The organism is Pandoraea sp. (assembly GCF_041919235.1).
In the GTDB taxonomy this organism is placed as follows: Bacteria; Pseudomonadota; Gammaproteobacteria; order Burkholderiales; family Burkholderiaceae; genus Pandoraea.
The window spans coordinates 75,666-89,564 of sequence record NZ_JAYRUC010000023.1; the positions used below are offsets into that span (position 1 = coordinate 75,666).

At 60.7% G+C, this 13,899-nt stretch carries 17 protein-coding genes, 1 tRNA gene and 1 pseudogene; 16 read left to right on the forward strand and 3 right to left on the reverse strand.

The genetic code is table 11. The features are described 5' to 3' along the window. Positions 1-22 precede the first annotated feature (22 nt). The 9 genes from hisA (at position 23) to tatC (ending at position 5,200) form a co-directional block, all read left to right on the forward strand. Positions 23-772 (forward strand): 1-(5-phosphoribosyl)-5-[(5-phosphoribosylamino)methylideneamino]imidazole-4-carboxamide isomerase, encoded by a 750-nt coding sequence (hisA, locus tag ACE3UG_RS17920; protein ID WP_374626350.1) that lies wholly within the window; start codon positions 23-25, stop codon positions 770-772. A 38-nt stretch (positions 773-810) separates the two neighbouring features. Beyond that, positions 811-1,584: an imidazole glycerol phosphate synthase subunit HisF gene (gene hisF / locus ACE3UG_RS17925; RefSeq protein ID WP_374626352.1), complete on the forward strand. Its 774-nt coding sequence runs from the start codon at positions 811-813 to the stop codon at positions 1,582-1,584. A gap of 17 nt (positions 1,585-1,601) precedes the next feature. After that, a complete protein-coding gene (hisI, locus tag ACE3UG_RS17930; protein WP_374626354.1) occupies positions 1,602-2,000 on the forward strand; it encodes a phosphoribosyl-AMP cyclohydrolase in 399 nt (132 codons plus the stop codon). A gap of 5 nt (positions 2,001-2,005) precedes the next feature. Beyond that, the gene (locus ACE3UG_RS17935) at positions 2,006-2,362 is read left to right on the forward strand and encodes a phosphoribosyl-ATP diphosphatase (protein ID WP_374626356.1); all 357 of its coding nucleotides are present in this window, start codon (positions 2,006-2,008) and stop codon (positions 2,360-2,362) included. A 55-nt stretch (positions 2,363-2,417) separates the two neighbouring features. After that, positions 2,418-2,840 carry a DUF4870 family protein gene (locus ACE3UG_RS17940; RefSeq protein WP_374626358.1) on the forward strand — a complete coding sequence of 141 codons (423 nt, stop codon included), beginning with the start codon at positions 2,418-2,420 and terminating at the stop codon, positions 2,838-2,840. A 53-nt stretch (positions 2,841-2,893) separates the two neighbouring features. Continuing rightward, positions 2,894-3,268, forward strand: a complete 375-nt coding sequence (locus ACE3UG_RS17945) for a histidine triad nucleotide-binding protein (RefSeq protein ID WP_374626360.1) — start codon at positions 2,894-2,896, stop codon at positions 3,266-3,268. A gap of 278 nt (positions 3,269-3,546) precedes the next feature. Continuing rightward, positions 3,547-3,792 carry a Sec-independent protein translocase subunit TatA gene (gene tatA / locus ACE3UG_RS17950; protein ID WP_374626362.1) on the forward strand — a complete coding sequence of 82 codons (246 nt, stop codon included), beginning with the start codon at positions 3,547-3,549 and terminating at the stop codon, positions 3,790-3,792. 12 nt (positions 3,793-3,804) lie between these two features. Beyond that, positions 3,805-4,347 carry a Sec-independent protein translocase protein TatB gene (gene tatB, locus ACE3UG_RS17955; RefSeq protein ID WP_374626365.1) on the forward strand — a complete coding sequence of 181 codons (543 nt, stop codon included), beginning with the start codon at positions 3,805-3,807 and terminating at the stop codon, positions 4,345-4,347. A gap of 61 nt (positions 4,348-4,408) precedes the next feature. Then, positions 4,409-5,200 carry a twin-arginine translocase subunit TatC gene (gene tatC / locus ACE3UG_RS17960; protein ID WP_374626367.1) on the forward strand — a complete coding sequence of 264 codons (792 nt, stop codon included), beginning with the start codon at positions 4,409-4,411 and terminating at the stop codon, positions 5,198-5,200. A gap of 220 nt (positions 5,201-5,420) precedes the next feature. Here tatC and ACE3UG_RS17965 read toward each other — a convergent pair whose 3' ends face one another. Next, a complete protein-coding gene (locus ACE3UG_RS17965) occupies positions 5,421-6,671 on the reverse strand; it encodes a Do family serine endopeptidase (RefSeq protein WP_374626369.1) in 1,251 nt (416 codons plus the stop codon). 18 nt (positions 6,672-6,689) lie between these two features. On the opposite strand from ACE3UG_RS17965, the gene ACE3UG_RS17970 reads away from it, so the two are divergent. Beyond that, positions 6,690-7,439 (forward strand): Nif3-like dinuclear metal center hexameric protein, encoded by a 750-nt coding sequence (locus ACE3UG_RS17970; RefSeq protein ID WP_374626371.1) that lies wholly within the window; start codon positions 6,690-6,692, stop codon positions 7,437-7,439. A 50-nt stretch (positions 7,440-7,489) separates the two neighbouring features. Here the strand turns inward: ACE3UG_RS17970 and mscL are convergent, their stop codons facing one another. Further along, positions 7,490-7,930 carry a large conductance mechanosensitive channel protein MscL gene (gene mscL / locus ACE3UG_RS17975; RefSeq protein ID WP_374626373.1) on the reverse strand — a complete coding sequence of 147 codons (441 nt, stop codon included), beginning with the start codon at positions 7,928-7,930 and terminating at the stop codon, positions 7,490-7,492. Positions 7,931-8,346: 416 nt separating this feature from the next. On the opposite strand from mscL, the gene petA reads away from it, so the two are divergent. From petA to ACE3UG_RS18005, 6 genes are all read left to right on the forward strand, one after another. Continuing rightward, on the forward strand, positions 8,347-8,961 hold the full coding sequence (gene petA / locus ACE3UG_RS17980; RefSeq protein ID WP_374626393.1) for a ubiquinol-cytochrome c reductase iron-sulfur subunit: 615 nt from the start codon (positions 8,347-8,349) through the stop codon (positions 8,959-8,961). A 2-nt stretch (positions 8,962-8,963) separates the two neighbouring features. After that, the gene (locus tag ACE3UG_RS17985; protein WP_374626375.1) at positions 8,964-10,349 is read left to right on the forward strand and encodes a cytochrome bc complex cytochrome b subunit; all 1,386 of its coding nucleotides are present in this window, start codon (positions 8,964-8,966) and stop codon (positions 10,347-10,349) included. A gap of 31 nt (positions 10,350-10,380) precedes the next feature. After that, positions 10,381-11,100 carry a cytochrome c1 gene (locus ACE3UG_RS17990; protein WP_374626378.1) on the forward strand — a complete coding sequence of 240 codons (720 nt, stop codon included), beginning with the start codon at positions 10,381-10,383 and terminating at the stop codon, positions 11,098-11,100. Between the two features lie 83 nt (positions 11,101-11,183). Beyond that, complete coding sequence (locus ACE3UG_RS17995) at positions 11,184-11,795, forward strand: glutathione S-transferase N-terminal domain-containing protein (protein ID WP_374626380.1); 612 nt, start codon at positions 11,184-11,186, stop codon at positions 11,793-11,795. A 76-nt stretch (positions 11,796-11,871) separates the two neighbouring features. Continuing rightward, positions 11,872-12,333, forward strand: a complete 462-nt coding sequence (locus ACE3UG_RS18000) for a ClpXP protease specificity-enhancing factor (protein ID WP_374626383.1) — start codon at positions 11,872-11,874, stop codon at positions 12,331-12,333. 124 nt (positions 12,334-12,457) lie between these two features. Beyond that, positions 12,458-12,533, forward strand: a tRNA-Thr gene (locus ACE3UG_RS18005). 179 nt (positions 12,534-12,712) lie between these two features. Here ACE3UG_RS18005 and ACE3UG_RS18010 read toward each other — a convergent pair. Then, a pseudogene (locus tag ACE3UG_RS18010) lies at positions 12,713-13,778 on the reverse strand (IS3 family transposase). Positions 13,779-13,899: the final 121 nt, after the last annotated feature.

Consider the following 13,899-nt stretch of genomic DNA (forward strand, 5'->3'; position numbering starts at 1 on the left):
TAGCGACGTTTCACGATTGCCTATGCTGCTCATTCCGGCCATCGACCTTAAAGACGGTCAATGTGTTCGCCTCAAACAGGGCGACATGGATCAAGCCACCGTATTCTCGGAGGACCCCGCCGCCATGGCTCGACATTGGGTCGAGCAAGGCGCGCGCCGCCTCCATCTGGTGGACTTGAACGGCGCATTCGTCGGCAAGCCGCGCAACGAAGCGGCCATCCGCGCCATCATTCAGGAAGTCGGGGCCGATATTCCGGTGCAACTGGGGGGCGGCATTCGCGACCTGGCCACCATCGAGCGGTATCTCGACGACGGCCTGTCCTACGTCATCATCGGTACGGCGGCGGTGAAGAATCCCGGTTTCCTCCGGGACGCGTGCAGCGCTTTTGGCGGGCACATCATCGTCGGCCTCGACGCCAAGGACGGCAAAGTCGCCACTGACGGCTGGAGCAAGCTCACCGGCCACGAAGTCGTGGATCTGGCGCGCAAGTTCGAGGACTACGGTGTCGAGTCGATCATCTACACGGATATCGGCCGCGACGGCATGCTCCAGGGCATCAATATCGAGGCGACCGTGCGGCTCGCGCAGGCGGTGACCGTGCCGGTGATCGCGAGTGGCGGGCTGTCGAATCTGGCCGATATCGATGCGTTGTGCAGCGTCGAAAAGGAAGGCATCGAAGGCGTCATCTGCGGCCGCGCGATCTACTCGGGCGACCTGAATTTCTCGGCGGCGCAAACGCATGCCGACGAGCTTTTGCAAGGAGCGGCATAAGCGAGACTGCGGCTTCGGCCGGCTCGCCTGCCAACATCATGGCTCTCGCTAAACGCATCATCCCGTGTCTGGACGTGACGGCCGGTCGTGTGGTCAAGGGCGTCAATTTCGTCGAACTTCGCGACGCGGGCGACCCCGTCGAGATCGCCCGCCGCTATGACGAGCAGGGTGCTGACGAACTGACGTTCCTCGACATCACGGCGACCTCCGACGGGCGCGACCTCATTTTGCCGATCATCGAGGCCGTGGCCGCGCAGGTCTTCATTCCGCTGACGGTGGGCGGTGGCGTGCGCGAGGTGGCCGATGTGCGCCGCCTGCTCAATGCCGGTGCCGACAAGGTCAGCATGAATTCTTCCGCCGTGGCGAACCCGCAACTGGTAGCTGACGCGGCGGCCAAGTACGGCGCGCAGTGCATTGTCGTGGCGATCGACGCCAAGCGTGTTTCGGCCGATGGCGAAGCGCCGCGCTGGGAAGTTTTCACGCACGGCGGCCGCAAGGGCACCGGGCTCGACGCGGTGGCCTGGGCCAAGCAGATCGAAGCCCTTGGCGCGGGCGAAATCCTGCTGACGAGCATGGATCGCGATGGTACGAAGAGCGGCTTCGACCTGGCGCTCACGCGCGCGGTGTCCGACGCCGTGAGCATTCCCGTGATCGCCTCCGGCGGCGTGGGATCGCTGGCCGATCTGGCGAACGGCGTGACTGAAGGCCACGCAGATGCCGTCCTCGCCGCGAGTATCTTCCACTACGGCGAGCACACCGTCGGCGAGGCCAAGCGCTTCATGGCCGATAAGGGCATTTCGGTGCGGCTCTGAACGGGAATCGACGGATCATGACGCAGGATTGGCTGGACAAGGTGAGTTGGGACGCGCAGGGCCTCGTGCCCGTCATCGCGCAGGAGCTCGGCAGCAACGACGTGTTGATGTTCGCCTGGATGAACCGTGAGGCGCTCTCGCGCACGGTCGAGACCGGCGAGGCCGTCTACTATTCGCGCTCGCGCAAGCGCCTGTGGCACAAGGGCGAGGCGTCGGGGCATGTGCAGAAGGTGCACGAGATTCGTCTGGATTGCGACGAAGACGTGGTGTTGCTCAAAGTGGAACAGATCGACGGCATTGCCTGCCACACCGGCCGACATTCCTGTTTCTTCCAGAAGTTCGAGGGCAGCGCCCACGATGGCCGTTGGGCCACGGTGGAGCCGGTGCTCAAGGACCCGCACGAAATCTACAAGTGAGTCCCATGAACGATACGCTTGAGCGTGTTGCCGAAGTGATTGCGTCGCGCAAGGGGGGAGACCCCGACAAGTCGTACGTCGCGCGTCTGTTCCACAAGGGTGACGACGCCATCTGCAAGAAGATCGGTGAAGAGGCCACGGAAGTGGTGCTCGCGGCGAAGGACATTCGCATTGGCGGGGCCGAAAACCTGCGTCAGAAGCTCGTCAACGAGACCGCCGACCTGTGGTTTCACTGCATGGTGCTGCTCGCGCACCACGACCTCGGCCCGAGCGAGGTGCTTGCCGAGCTGGCACGCCGCGAAGGGTTGTCGGGGCTCGTCGAGAAGGCGCAGCGCGGCACGCGCGGCGAGCACGCCGACTGATGCCCTTGCCCGTTATGGTTGAATGGCCGTGCAAGCTTACGCGAGGAGACGCCTCATGAACGATCCGCAGCCCCCCGGGGCTACCGGCTCGCCCGGCAGCTCGGGCAATCCGTACGTCATCGACGCACCGCTTGGACTCAGTGCCGAGCAGGAGCGTGCGTTGCGCAAGCTCACGCATGTGCTCTACGCGCTTTATGCGCTGTTCTGGCTCACAGGTGGTGTGACCGCCGTCGTGGCGATCATCATCAACTACATCAAGCGCGACGACGCGGTCGGCACGCTCTACGCCTCGCATTTCACCTGGCAGATCCGCACTTTCTGGTGGTCGGTGGCCTGGGGCGTGCTCGGCGTGGCGCTGGCCGTGGTGATGGTCGGCTTCGCGATTCTCTGGGTGCTTGGCATCTGGACGCTGTACCGAATCGTCAAGGGCTGGCTCTATTTGAACGATAACAAGCCGATGTACGCCGCGCGCGCCTGAACACCTTCAGGCCGCGTGCGATGCATTGGCGCACGCGAGAGGAAGACACACGCATGACGCATGACAACTGTATCTTCTGCAAGATCATTGCCGGACAGATCCCGAGCGCGCAGGTCTATGCCGACGACGATGTCGTGGTGTTCAAGGACATCAATCCGGCCGCCGACCTGCACCTGCTCGTGGTGCCGCGCAAGCATATCGCGACGCTGCAGGAATGCCAGCCGGAAGATCAGGCGCTGCTTGGCAAGATGATGCTGCTCGCACCGAAGCTGGCGGCCGACCAGGGCTACCGGTTTGACGGCGATGCGTCGAACATCGACGGCAACGGGTTCCGGGTTGTCATGAACACTGGGCCGGGCGGGGGGCAAGAGGTTTATCATCTTCACATGCACATTCTGGCCGGACCGCGGCCGTGGAAACGCATGTGACTGCCGGTGCCGGGACGGCCTGACGATTTGCCGCGTCGTGCCGTTGAATCGTGCAAGCGTTGCGCATTGGGATAGTTTTCACGAAACATTTATTTCTACCCGGTGCGCAGCCCGGTTACGATGCAGGACGTGACGCGCGATGTGCCACAATGGGGCATGTTGCTGCGGATACGTAGGCAAATAGAGAGCGCAGTCCTGGGCTGAGACGCCGGGGCAATGAGGCTGGACAGGACCCTGTTGCGATGCGGCAGGGGTGGGGAAACGCAAGGAGAGTGGTCATGGGTTCGTTGAGTATTTGGCACTGGCTGATCGTGCTGGTGATCGTGATGATGGTTTTCGGCACCAAGAAGCTGCGTAACATCGGCAGCGATCTGGGAGGGGCCGTCAAGGGGTTCAAGGAAGGCATGAAGGAGGGCGAAGGCGCCCCGGCCGCCAAGGAAGACCCGACTGCTGCCAAGGAACTGCGCGATTCGACGACCATCGACGTGCAGGCCAAGGACGCGAGCAATCAGAAGCAAGGCTAAGCCGGCGTCGACATGATCGATCTCGGTCTTTCCAAACTGATGTTGATCGGCGTTGTCGCGCTGGTCGTGATCGGTCCTGAGCGCTTGCCCAAGCTGGCCCGTACGGCGGGTGCGCTCTTCGGTCGCGCACAGCGCTATATCAACGACGTGAAGGCCGAGGTGAGCCGCGAGATGGAGCTCGACGAGCTGCGCAACATGCGCACTCAGTTCGAGGACGCGGCCCGCAGCGCCCAGAACACCATTCAGAAGCAGTTGCACGAGCAGGAAGCGTCGCTCAACGACGCTTGGGCGAGTGCCACGGGGACATCGACTGGCGAAATCGCCGGCGGCGGCACAGATGCTGCCACCGGATATTCCGACAGCTATCTCGCCACGCCGATGGTGACGTCGGGGATACGCGCATCGACCAAGCGCCGCAATTGGCGCGTGCGCCGGGCCGCCACGCCGATGTGGTTCAAGCAGGCCAGCACCACGCGCACGCGAGTGCAGTCGGGGGCGGCGCGTGTGGCGCGCCACACGCCGGCCAAGCTGCGTCGGCCCGTCAAGTTCTTCTGAGGCGCTTGCGCCCCCCTTCCTGCCATCAGGCACTGTGCCGGCCATTCCTGGATAAGTCGACGTGAGCGACGACAAGCAAAGCCCCGAAGGGGGCACCGAAGAGACCTTCATCTCGCATCTCATCGAGTTGCGCAACCGCATCATTCGCGCGGGTGCGTCGGTGATCGTGGTGTTCCTCTCGCTGGTCTACTGGGCGCCGGACATCTTCCGTCTGCTCTCCCGGCCGCTGATGCAATCGCTGCCTGCGGGCGGCAAGATGATCGTTACCGACATTACCGGCTCGTTTTTCGTGCCCATGAAGGTCACGATGATGGTGGCGTTCGTCGTTGCGTTGCCCATCGTCCTGTATCAGGCATGGGCGTTCGTGGCGCCGGGCCTGTATCAGCACGAGAAGAAGCTGGTGATACCGCTGGTCGTCAGCAGCTACACGTTGTTCCTCCTCGGCATGGCGTTTGCCTACTTCCTGGTGTTCCCGACCGTGTTTCACTTCATGGCGCATTACAACGCGCCGTTGGGCGCGGAGATGAACACCGATATCGACAATTATCTGAGTTTTGTGCTCACGATGTTCCTATGCTTCGGGGTGACCTTCGAAGTGCCGGTCGTTGTCGTGGTGCTTGCGCGCATGGGGGTGGTCAGCATCGAGAAACTCAAGCAGGTGCGTCCGTACGTGGTGGTGGGTGCCTTTGTGCTGGCCGCCGTCGTCACCCCGCCGGACATGCTCTCGCAACTGATGCTGGCCATTCCGCTCTGTATTCTTTATGAGCTTGGCCTGATCGCGGCGCGCCTCTTCGTCAAGCAAGGACGGCCGGAGGGTGAGGAGAGCGAGGGGAATGGGCAAGCGGCGCCGTAACTTGACATGATCCGCCGCAGGGCAACCGGCTGGCGCTAGCGCTAGCGGTAGACGCAGCCACAAAAAAGCACGGGCCGAAGCCCGTGCTTTTTTGTGGGTCGCCTTCGATGACAATCGACGGGCGGGGTGCGATGACGGGCATCTTGCCGACGAAATCGGTCGCGCCGAGAAGCGTAGCCGCGCTGTCGCGCTGTGTTTGCCGGCACCCGACCCGATGCGCTCAGTAGGCGTTGCTCCCGTCGGTGCCGTCGCCACCGTCTGTGCCGTCGCCACTGCCACCGCTACCGTCGTCCTGCACCGGTCGCTTGGGGGGCGGGGGTCGCTTACCGATCGTCACGGTGAGATCCATGCCTTTCTGCTTGCGCGTGACATTCAGCTTGGCTTGGGTGCCCGGCTTGATCTGGGCGATGACGTTGAGCAGTTCGGTCGTGTCGCGAATCGACTCGCCGTTCACCTTGGTCAGGATATCGCCGGGCTGGACGCCCGCCTTGTCGGCCGGCCCACCCTGTACGACGCCTGCGATGATGACCCCCGAATCCTGCTGCAAGCCAAACGACTCGGCGATATCCGAGGTGATGTCCTGCGGCTCGACCCCGACCCAGCCACGGGTGACCGTGCCGGTGGTGATGATGCTCTCGAGCACCGAGCGGGCGGTCGACACCGGAATCGCGAAGCCGATGCCCATATTGCCGCCGCTGCGCGAGTAGATCGCGGTGTTGATGCCCAGCAGGTTGCCGTTCACGTCGACCAGCGCGCCGCCCGAGTTACCCGGGTTGATGGCGGCATCCGTCTGAATGAAGTTCTCGAACGTGCTGATATCCAGGTGATTGCGGCCCAGCGCGCTGATGATGCCCATTGTGACCGTCTGGCCGACGCCGAACGGGTTGCCGATCGCGAGCACCACGTCGCCCACGCGCACCTGTTCCATCCGGCCAAGCGTGATCGTGGGCAGATTGTCGAGCGTGATCTTGAGAACGGCCAGATCGGTCTCGGGATCGCTGCCGACCAGCTTGGCGCGGGCTTTGCGGCCGTCGGCGAGCGCGACTTCGATCTCGTCGGCGCCGTCCACCACGTGATGATTCGTGAGAATATAGCCGTCGCTGCTCACAATCACGCCCGAGCCGAGGCTCGACACCGGGTCTTGCCGCACCGTGCCGCCGCCGTCGCCGAAGAAATAGCGGAACAGCGGGTCATCGAGACGCGGATCGCGATTCTGCTTTTGCTCCTTGCTGGAAAAAATGCTGACGACCGCAGGCATGGCCTTTTGCGCGCCATCCGCATACGAGCCGGCGGCCGGCTTGTCGGACAAACTCGGCGCGACTTCCTGCAGCGCGATGATCGGATTGGCCAGTTGCTTGCCGAACGAACCCTGGCGTTGCAGCCACTGAGGCTTGAGGGTGGCGACGATGAAGAGCAACGCAAGCAGCACGGTGACCGCTTGCGCGAACAGTAGCCAGAAGCGTCTGAGCATGAAAGAGCGAGGCCTTATATGAATCGTGTTGAACTCGAATTGTATCTGAACGATACCCTGCAAATCGCGCAATTTCGCGATTACTGCCCGAACGGCCTACAGGTCGAAGGGCGCAGCGGCATCGAGAAAATCGCCAGCGGCGTGACCGCCAGCCTGGCCTTCCTCGAAGCCGCCCGAGATTGGGGCGCCGATGCCGTGCTCGTCCATCACGGCTACTTCTGGAAGAGTGAAGATGCCCGAATTACCGGCATGAAGCGACGCCGGCTAGGGGTGCTGATCGGAAACGACATCAACTTGTTCGCCTATCACCTGCCGCTCGATGCGCATCCGGAACTGGGCAACAACGCGCAGCTCGGGAAGTTGCTGGGTTTCGTCGACGATGGCGGCCGTTTCGGGCCTGATCAACTCGGATGGCTTGGCAAGCCCCCTGAGCCGACGACGTTGGCAGCGCTCGCAGGGCACGTCCGGGCGAAGCTGGGCCGCGACCCGCTGATACTGGGCGAGCCGAGCCGCGAAGTGCGCCGTGTGGCTTGGTGCACCGGCGGGGCGCAAGGCTTCTTCGAGGCGGCCATCGCGGCCGGGGCCGATGTGTATATCAGCGGTGAAGTCTCCGAGCCGACCCAGCACCTTGCGCTCGAGAGCGGGGTCGGCTATCTGGCCGCGGGGCATCACGCAACGGAGCGCGGTGGCGCCAAGGCCGTTGGCGAACACATTGCCGCGCGGTTCGGGCTTGAGCATCGATTCTTCGATATGCCGAACCCGGCCTGACCTGCGGTGCGAGCGAGCGGGGCGGCGTACGGTCCGCCCTGTGTTCGACGTTACCCGTTCTGCTTCTTGAGGCTGTCGCGGATTTCGCGCAGCAAAACAATATCTTCCGGCGTTGCCGCCGGGGCAGCCGGTGCGTCCGGGCGCTTGAGCCGATTGATCTGCTTGACCATGAAGAAGATGATGACGGCCAGGATCAGGAAGTTGAGGGCGACGGTAATGAAGTTGCCGTAACCGAAGACGGCTACGCCGGCTTTGGTGAGATCGGCGTAGGACGTCGGATTGCCCTTGAAGTCAGGCGGAACCGTGCCGAGCAGAATGAACTTGCTCGAGAAGTCGAGGCCACCGAAGATGGCGCCGACGATCGGCATGATCAAGTCTTTGACGACCGAATCGACGATCTTGCCGAAGGCCCCGCCGATAATCACACCGACGGCCAGATCGATCACATTGCCTTTGACGGCAAATTCCTTGAATTCCGACATGAAGCTCATGCCATTCCTCCGCTGTTTTGATGAGTGGTCAGGCGGAACATTGCTGCGCCGGCCCTCACGAATGGGTATGGATTGACCGGCAGTGCCATGCGGGCCATGCGGCGGCTGCGTCGGTCGCGTCGATCAATGTCACGCGATTGCCACCGTCCGTGCGCGATGTTACTTGGATGAGACAACGGAAATGATGACTAAATGTCGTGCATACGTCAACGAAAGCGGCGATCATAGCGGTTCTCGTGCAGCATCCCAGAAGCGAAACCCCGGGTGAGCGCTAGCCACCCGCAGGGTACGTTAATCCTTTGAAAATACGCGAAAACCACTAGGAGACTGGGGCGTTTTGCCGTTGTTTCAGGCATTTGCGCTCGCGTATGATTTAAGGTTGACGGAAATACCAATTCAACCGTGTGGGGCTTGTGATGAGTGACAATCAAGAAAAGGCCGTCGACAGTAGCCGCCGGAATCTGTTGATTGCAACGTCCGTAGCTGGAGGCGTGGGCGGCGTTGCAACACTGGTTCCTTTCGTCAGTTCGCTCGAACCCTCGGAGCGCGCCAAGGCAGGCGGGGCGCCCGTCGAGGCCGACATCAGCAATCTCAAGCCGGGCGAGAAGATGACCGTAGCCTGGCGCGGCCTGCCGGTGTGGATCGTGCGCCGTACGCCGGAAGAGATGGCTTCGCTGTCCAAAGTGACGTCGGAGTTGGCTGATCCGGACTCCAAGGAAACGTTTTCCTACCCGATGCCCGACTACTGCAAAAACGCGTTCCGGGCGCGTGCCGAGCACAAGGATCTGCTCGTGGTGGTCGGCATCTGCACGCATCTCGGCTGCATCCCTTCCGGCCCTTACGAGGCAAATACCAACGCTGCGCTGGGTGTCGACCCGGGCTTTCTGTGCCCGTGTCACGGTTCCACCTACGACATGTCGGGGCGCGTGTTCAAGAACAAGCCGGCGCCAAAGAATCTCGACGTTCCTCGTTTCATGTTCGTGAACGACACCAAGGTCGTGATCGGTAAAGACGAAAAAGGAGAAGCGTAATCATGGCCGCCGACAAACAGGTCGACACGACGGGCTTGCTGGGCTGGATCGATCGCCGCTTTCCGCTCAGTCAGCTCTGGAAGGAGCATGCGTCGGAGTATTACGCTCCCAAGAATTTCAACTTCTGGTATTTCTTCGGATCGCTGGCCATGTTGGTGCTGGTGATTCAGATCCTCACCGGTATTTTCCTGGTGATGAACTACAAGCCCGACGCCAATCTCGCGTTCTCGTCGGTCGAGTACATCATGCGCGAAGTGCCGTGGGGCTGGCTCATTCGCTATATGCACTCGACGGGTGCGTCGATGTTCTTCGTCGTGGTGTACCTGCACATGTTCCGCGGGCTGTTGTACGGTTCGTACCGCAAGCCGCGGGAGCTCGTGTGGGTGTTCGGGTGTTTGATCTTTCTGTGCCTGATGGCAGAAGCGTTCATGGGTTATCTGCTTCCCTGGGGGCAGATGTCGTATTGGGGGGCGCAGGTGATTGTGAACCTGTTCTCCGCGATCCCGTTCATCGGTCCGGACCTGTCGTTATGGATTCGCGGCGATTACGTCGTGTCGGATGCCACGCTCAACCGGTTCTTCGCCTTCCACGTGATTGCGATTCCGCTGGTGCTCATTGGGTTGATTGTCGCGCACATCATCGCGCTGCACGAAGTGGGATCGAACAACCCCGACGGTATCGAGATCAAGGACAAAAAAGACGCCAACGGCCGGCCGCTCGACGGTATTCCGTTCCATCCGTATTACACCGTGCACGACATCATGGGCGTGGGGGTGTTTCTGATGGTGTTTTCGGCGATCGTGTTCTTCGCGCCGACAATGGGCGGTTACTTTCTGGAAGCGAACAACTTCATTCCGGCCGATTCGCTCAAGACGCCGCCGCACATTGCGCCGGTGTGGTACTTCACGCCGTTCTACTCGATGCTGCGCGCCACGACCGATGACTTCAAGCATGTGCTCATGGGGCTGGCGGTGATCGTCACGGCGATCTGGTGGATCAAAGGCAAAGCGGCGGCTACTACGAAGGTCGCGGCGTCTGGCGGCGTGGTGCTGCTACTGTTGGCGATGTATCTCACTGAGGCCAAGTTCTGGGGCGTGGTGGTGATGGGTGGCGCGGTGGTCACGTTGTTTTTCCTGCCGTGGCTGGACCATAGCCCGGTGAAGTCGATTCGATACCGTCCTGGCTTCCACAAGGTGCTATTGGGTATTCTCGTCGTCGTTTTTGCTGTGCTGGGGTATCTGGGAATCCAGGAGCCGACGCCCGTGAAGACCGCGATCTCGCAGGTCGGCGCGCTGTATTACTTCGGATTTTTCTGGCTGATGCCGCTCTGGAGCAAACGGGGCACTTTCAAGCCGGTGCCGGAGCGCGTGACCTTCGCGGCGCATTGAGCGAACGCAAACGACGACTAGGGATATCAAGATGAGAAAACTGCTGCTTATCCTGGCGCTCTTGAGTGGTTTCGCGGCGCCGGCCTTCGCTGAAGAGGGGGTGACGCTCGACACGGCGCCCAATCGAATCGACGATCTCGCATCGCTGCAACGGGGCGCGAAGCTGTTCGTGAATTACTGCTTGAATTGCCATTCGGCGTCGTCGATGCGGTATTCGCGCCTGAAGGATCTCGGATTGTCGGACGCCGAGATCAAGAGCAATCTGCTTTTCACGACGGACAAGATTGGCGACACGATGACCGTGGCCATGCGCGCGGCGGACGCCAAGGAGTGGTTCGGGGCGGCACCGCCGGATCTGTCGGTCGAGGCGCGGGCGCGGGGTACGGACTGGCTGTACACCTACTTGCGTACGTTCTATCGGGATGGCACGCGTCCGACGGGGTGGAACAATTTGGCGTTTCCTAATGTGGGGATGCCGAATCCGTTCTGGCAGTTGCAGGGACAGCGCGAATTGAAGCATGTGGACGGTGCGGAGCATGGTGCTGCGCAGTTCGTGCAGATTACGCAGGGGACGATGAAACCGGTGGAATTCGATGCTGCCGTGGCTGATCTGGTATCTTATCTGGATTGGATGTCGGAACCGGCGCAACGCACGCGTCGGCAGTTGGGTGTCTGGGTTTTGTTGTTCTTGGGACTCTTTACGGTACTTGCCTGGCGCCTGAATGCGGCCTATTGGAAGGACGTGAAGTAAAATAACGTCTGTACGACGGGGCCAGGGTTTGGGAAGCGTCGATTTCCCGCCCCGGCCCCGTTGGTTTTTAAGGAAGACGCGCTATGATGGTTTTGTACTCGGGCACTACGTGCCCCTTCTCCCAGCGTTGCCGGCTGGTTCTGTTCGAAAAGGGCATGGATTTTGAGATCCGTGACGTCGATCTGTTCAACAAGCCGGAAGACATTGCGGTGATGAACCCGTACGGTCAGGTGCCGATTCTTGTTGAGCGCGACCTGATTTTGTACGAATCGAACATCATCAATGAGTACATTGACGAGCGGTTCCCGCATCCGCAGTTGATGCCGGCCGATCCGGTGCAGCGTGCGCGTGCGCGGTTGTTCCTGTTCAATTTCGAGAAAGAGTTGTTCGTGCATGTGAGCGCGCTCGAGAACGAGAAGGGCAAGGCGGCGGAGAAGACGCACGAGAAGGCGCGTGCGTCGATTCGCGATCGTTTGACGCAGCTTGCGCCGATTTTCGTGAAGAACAAGTACATGCTGGGCGAGGATTTCTCGATGCTCGACGTGGCGATTGCGCCGTTGTTGTGGCGGCTGGATCACTATGGCATTGAGTTGTCGAAGAATGCTGCGCCGTTGATGAAGTATGCTGAGCGGATCTTTAGCCGCCCGGCGTACATTGAAGCGCTGACGCCGTCCGAAAAGGTCATGCGTCGCTAATGCGTTGATTTACCCGCTGGCGAGGCTGGCCTGCCGATGATGGGGGGCGGGTTTCGCGGCGGGGCGAGTTGGTCATATGCCTGAAACATCTACCAAGCCTTACCTACTGCGCGCGCTGTACGAGTGGTGTACCGACAATGGGTACACGCCGTATTTGGCCGTGCATGTCGATGCCAAGACACGCGTTCCGCGAGAGTTTGTGAAAGACGGGGAGATCGTGTTGAACATCAGCTTTGACGCCACGAGCGGATTGCAGATGGGCAACGACTGGATTGAATTTAGCGCGCGTTTCGGCGGCATTTCCCAGAAGGTGGAAGTGCAGGTGCCGAACGTGTTGGCGATTTATGCTCGCGAGAACGGTCAGGGGATGGCGTTCCCGGTCGACAAGCAGGCGTCTGCGGACGAGGGGGGCACCGAGTTGGAAGCGGTGCCGTCGGCGCCGGCGTCGGGTGATGACGATCCGGACCCGACGCGACCGGGTGGCAATGGCGCAGTTGGCGGCAGCGCCGGCCGTGCCCGTTTGAAGGTGGTGAAGTAATTCGCGACAGCGGGCGAACGGGCGGTGTCGTTTAAGCATTGCCCTGAGTGCCTGCGTCGAGGGATGATTTTGCACCGTCAGACAGTCGCCAGTGACTGACGAATCGGATACAATACACGACTTCGCCGGCTTAGCTCATCTGGTAGAGCAGTTGATTTGTAATCATCAGGTGGCGGGTTCGAGTCCTGCAGCCGGCACCAAATCCCATGCGGGTCCCAGAAACGGGACCCGTTTTTTTTTGTTCTCCAAATCAAGCGCAGTACTATAAAAAATCTAGTTGCGTGCCCGCGATATCGCATCGGGGATATCAACCATGACCTCCGCCCCCTGGATAACAGAGCACTTTGGCCTAGAGATTCCCGGCTTCAAGGTGGGCAAGTCAGAACGCATCCGGAGTCAAATCGCCTAGCGAACTCTGGGGTCTGAAGTCGTTGTAATCCTGTCGCTAGCCTTCGATCTTTTCTCGGGCATCGGCCAGTGACAGAAGCCAGTGCACGTTCAGGCATTCATCCCGAAGACTACCGTTAAGTGACTCGATGAACGGATTGCCCGTGGGTTTGCCGGGACTGGAGAAGTCCAACGTTATGCCATTTTCATACGCCCAGTGATCCAGCGCATGAGAAATAAATTCGCTCCCATTATCGACCTGTGTCCGTTTCGGGGTACCTCTCAGCGCATTTAGATGTCCCATCGTTGCCACCACATCGGCAGCCTTCAAAGCGTAATCGACGGTAATCGCCAAGCTCTCCCGACTAAAGTTATCGACCACAGTTAAGGCCCGGATTTTCTGCTCGTTGAACAACTGATCGGCCACGAAATCCATGCTCCAGCACGTATCCACCGTAGAGATTTCGGGGCGCTCCATACGGTGTGCGGCAGCGACACGACGGCGAGGCCGCTTGCGCCTCAGGTTCAGCCCCTCTTCACAGTAGATTCGGTAGGTCATCTTGTGATTGATCAACCAGCCTTCGCGTCGCAGTAGAACGTGAATGCGCTCTACGCCCTAGCGTATCCGAGTTTCGGCAATCTCCCGGATGCGCCGACGCTCAGCACGGTCATCACGCGGGCTCGGCACATAGAAGTGCGTGGCCTGGCGTAGCTGCAATAGTGCTGTGGCACGCCGGATGCTCACCCGATACGCTTGAATCATAAAATCAGCCAACTCGCGCTTATGGGCTGGCTTCACAGCTTTCTTGCACCACCTCCTGAAGCATTTGCTTGTCGAGGCTTAGGTCGACCACCATGCGATTGAGTCGGGCGTTCTCCTCTTTGAGTTGCTTTATGCGCCGCAACTCGGAAACCCCGAGGTCGCCGTACTTCTTCTCCCAGTTGTAGAGCGTGGCGTCGCAAATACCCATCTTCCGACACACTTCCGCCACCGTGGTACCCAGTTCGGCCTGCTTCAGCGCAAACGCGATCTGCTCTCCCGTGTACCTAGATGTCAACGCCGGTTCAAATCTGACCCACCTTCCGGCATATCGCCGAAGTAAATCTGACCCACCCGGGCTTCGTATCATACGGCGGCTTTCGCGCCGGCCCGCGTGGTTTGTCCAGCCTTCCGTTTGT